The 3,145-nt window shown below is 69.1% G+C and carries 3 protein-coding genes; all 3 read right to left on the bottom strand.

What is annotated here, in order from left to right; genetic code table 11:
- Nucleotides 1-161 (bottom strand): efflux RND transporter permease subunit (locus ABDW35_RS34770; protein ID WP_343718416.1); only part of this gene is annotated, 161 nt, incomplete at its 3' end.
- A 23-nt stretch (nucleotides 162-184) separates the two neighbouring features.
- The gene (locus ABDW35_RS34775) at nucleotides 185-1,435 is read right to left on the bottom strand and encodes an efflux RND transporter periplasmic adaptor subunit (RefSeq protein ID WP_343718414.1); all 1,251 of its coding nucleotides are present in this window, start codon (nucleotides 1,433-1,435) and stop codon (nucleotides 185-187) included.
- A gap of 348 nt (nucleotides 1,436-1,783) precedes the next feature.
- Nucleotides 1,784-2,941, bottom strand: coding sequence for an iron-containing alcohol dehydrogenase (locus tag ABDW35_RS34780; RefSeq protein ID WP_343718415.1), 1,158 nt, complete (start codon nucleotides 2,939-2,941; stop codon nucleotides 1,784-1,786).
- Nucleotides 2,942-3,145 lie beyond the last annotated feature (204 nt).

Consider the following 3,145-nt stretch of genomic DNA (forward strand, 5'->3'; position numbering starts at 1 on the left):
GCGCCGGGCAGGCTGGCCGAGACGTTGATCACCGGAAAGTCGGTGTTGGGCAGCGCCGCGATCGGCAGCTGGCCGAAGGCGAACAGGCCCGCCAGGATCATCGCCGCCGTCAGCAGCGTCGTCATCACCGGGCGGCGGATGCAGAGCTCGGAGAGGTTCATATCCCTTGTCCCCCGGGCGCCGGTCAGGTCGGGCTGACGGCGGAGGCGACGCCGTCGGCCCGTGGCGGCGTCGTGGCGGGGGCGCCGGCCGTCTTCTCGGTGATGCGGCTGCCCTGCATCAGCCGCAGCTGGCCCTCGGTCACCACCTTCTCGCCCGGCTTCAGCCCTTCGGCGACCACCGCGGTGTCGCCGACCGTCCGTGCTACCGTCACCGGCCGCACCTCGGCGGTGCCGTCCGGCCTGGCGACGAAGACGAAGGCGCCGTCCTGGCCGGCCTGCAGCGCCACCGTCGGCACGGTGATGGCGTTGTCCTGGGTGCCGAGCTGCAGCGAGACGCGCACGAACTGCCCCGGCCACAGGGCGAAGGCGGCGTTGTCGAAGGTCGCCTTCAGCGGGATCGTTCCCGACCGGGTGTCGACCGTGCTGTCGATGAAGCTCAGCTGCCCGCTGGCGATGCGGCGCCGGCCGTCGCTGTCGAAGGCGTCGACCTTCGGCGGGGTCGGGCCGGTCATCGCCGCGCGGATCGCATCGAGGTTCCGCTCCGGCACGGTAAAGGCGATGCGGATCGGCGTCATCTCGGTGATGGTGACCAGGCTGGTCACGGCGCCGCTGTTGGCGTTGCTGCTGGTGGTGTTGGCCTTGACCAGGTTGCCGGCGGTGACCGAGACGACGCCGAGGCGGCCGGTGATCGGGGCCCGGATCTGGGTGTAGGACAGGGTCAGCTGGGCCTGGTCGAGATTGGCCTGGTCGGCGGCGACGCTGGCCTCCGCCCGCTTGGCGGCGGCGACCGCCAGGTCATAGGCCTGCTGCGAGACCGCGCCGGTCTTGACCAGCGGCTTGTCGCGCTCGACATCCGCCGCGGTCTGGTCACGGTCGGCCTGGTCCTTGGCCAGATTGGCCTGGGCGAGGGTGACCGCCGCCTTGGCCGGCTTGTCGTCCAGCGTGAACAGCAGGTCGCCGGCCTGGACCGTCTGGCCGTCGGCGACATGGACCTGCATCACCTGGCTGTCGATGCGGGAGCTGACCAGGACGGTGGAGATCGGGTCGACCGTGCCGATGGCGGAGATGGCAGTGGCGACGGATTTCTGCTCGACCGGGGCGGTGACCACCGGGATCGACCGCCCGCCGGCAGTCTTCGCGGATCCGGACGGGCCACCGGCCTCGGCGGCCTTGCCGCTGCGCTCGATCGCGTCCGCATTGCCGAAGCGCTGCCAGGCGATGGCCGCAATGACGATGCCGAGGACCGCGACGACCCCCATAACCGAGCGCTTCATGGCCAGAATCCCGAAACCGGAACGCGCCGGCAAAGGCCCACCCGCCCCCGGCGCCTGACCAACTTGTAAGACTTATGTGCAGTGCGATGGGGTTAATAATTTTCAATGCGTCACGTGCGACGGAATGCAAAATGCCGCACGAGTAGAGGGCAGCCGGCGCAGCCGCAGCCGGGGAGAAAGAGGGGCGAATGGGGCAGGCTCGAGCCTGCTATTCCGCCTTCTTCATTACCTGTCATTGCCGGGCTTGACCCGGCAATCCAGGGCCATCCAGAGCGGCTCGACATTCTCTGGATGCCCGGGTCAAGCCCGGGCATGACAGAATAGGGAAAGCGGCTCCGGCCTCGGGGATCAGAGCCGCCCGTTCACCGCGTCGACGAACACGGCGCGCAGGTCGTCGGCCTTGACCGGCTTGGCGTTGCTGCCGGTCGAGGGGTCCGCTTCCGCCATCCGGCCGATCTCCTCGGCCCGGTTGTCGCCGATGCCGATCTCCTTCAGCGTGTGCGGGATGCCGATCTCGCGGCGCAGGTCCAGCACCCAGACCAGCACGGTGTCGAAGCTTGGCTTCGACAAGCCGATGGTGCGGCCCAGCCGCTCCATCCGGTCCTCGATGGCGTCGCGGTTGTGGACCATGCAGTAGGGCATCAGGATGCCGTTCAGCAGGCCGTGATGGGCGTCGTACAGCGCGCCCAGCGGGTGGGCGAGGGAATGGATCGAACCGAGCCCCTTCTGGAAGGCCGTGGCGCCCATGCTGGCGGCGACCAGCATGTTGCCGCGCGCCTCCAGGTTCCGGCCGTCCGCGACTGCGACCGGCAGCCATTCCCGGATCAGCCGGGTGCCTTCCAGCGCGATGCCGTCGGCCATCGGGTGGAAGCCGGGGGCGCAGAACGCCTCCAGGCAATGCGCCAGCGCGTCCATGCCGGTGGCGGCGGTGACCTTCGGCGGCAGCCCGACCGTCAGCTCCGGGTCGGCGATGACCACGACGGGCAGCATCTTCGGGTGGAAGATGATGCGCTTCACATGCGCATCCTCGTCGGTGATGACGCCGGCGCGCCCGACCTCCGACCCGGTGCCGGCCGTGGTCGGGATGGCGATCACCGGGGCGATCTTCGCCGCGTCGGCGCGGGTCCACCAGTCGCCGATATCCTCGAAATCCCACAGCGGGCGCGACTGGCCGGCATGGAAGGCGATGGCCTTGCCGGCATCCAGCGGGCTGCCGCCGCCGAAGGCGATGACGCCGTCATGGCCGCCGGCCTTGTATACGGCGACGCCGTCGGCGACGTTCTTGCCCGTCGGGTTCGGCTTGACGTCGCTGAACACCGCGGTCGGGATGCCGGCAGCCTCATTGGCGGCCACGGCCTCCGTGATCATCGCCAGCTTGGCCAGGCCGGGATCGGTGACCAGCATCGGCCGCGTCAGGCCGTAGGCCTTGCACAGGTCCGGCAGCTCCTTGATCCGGCCGGGGCCGAACTTCACCGCGGTCGGGTAGTTCCAGTTGCCTTTGAGCATCGTCGCCTTCATCCGCCCTGTCGTTGACCGCCTCCTGCTGTCATGCCCGGGCTTGACCCGGGCATCCAGAGGCTGTCGACATTTTCTGGATTGCCGGGTCAAGCCCGGCAATGACAATCAAAAAGAACAGGCCGCCGGCTTATCCCGGCAGCCGCAGGTGGAAGGATTTCGGCCGGGTCAGGTAGTCGTAGCCGAGGGTCCAGA

The organism is Inquilinus sp. (assembly GCF_039594555.1).
Taxonomy (GTDB): domain Bacteria; phylum Pseudomonadota; class Alphaproteobacteria; order DSM-16000; family Inquilinaceae; genus Inquilinus.

Coding starts and splice junctions, on each gene's coding strand:
- ABDW35_RS34775 (WP_343718414.1), bottom strand. CDS start 1,435: ATGAAGCGCTCGGTTATGGGGGTCGTCGCGGTCCTCGGCATCGTCATT.
- ABDW35_RS34780 (WP_343718415.1), bottom strand. CDS start 2,941: ATGCTCAAAGGCAACTGGAACTACCCGACCGCGGTGAAGTTCGGCCCC.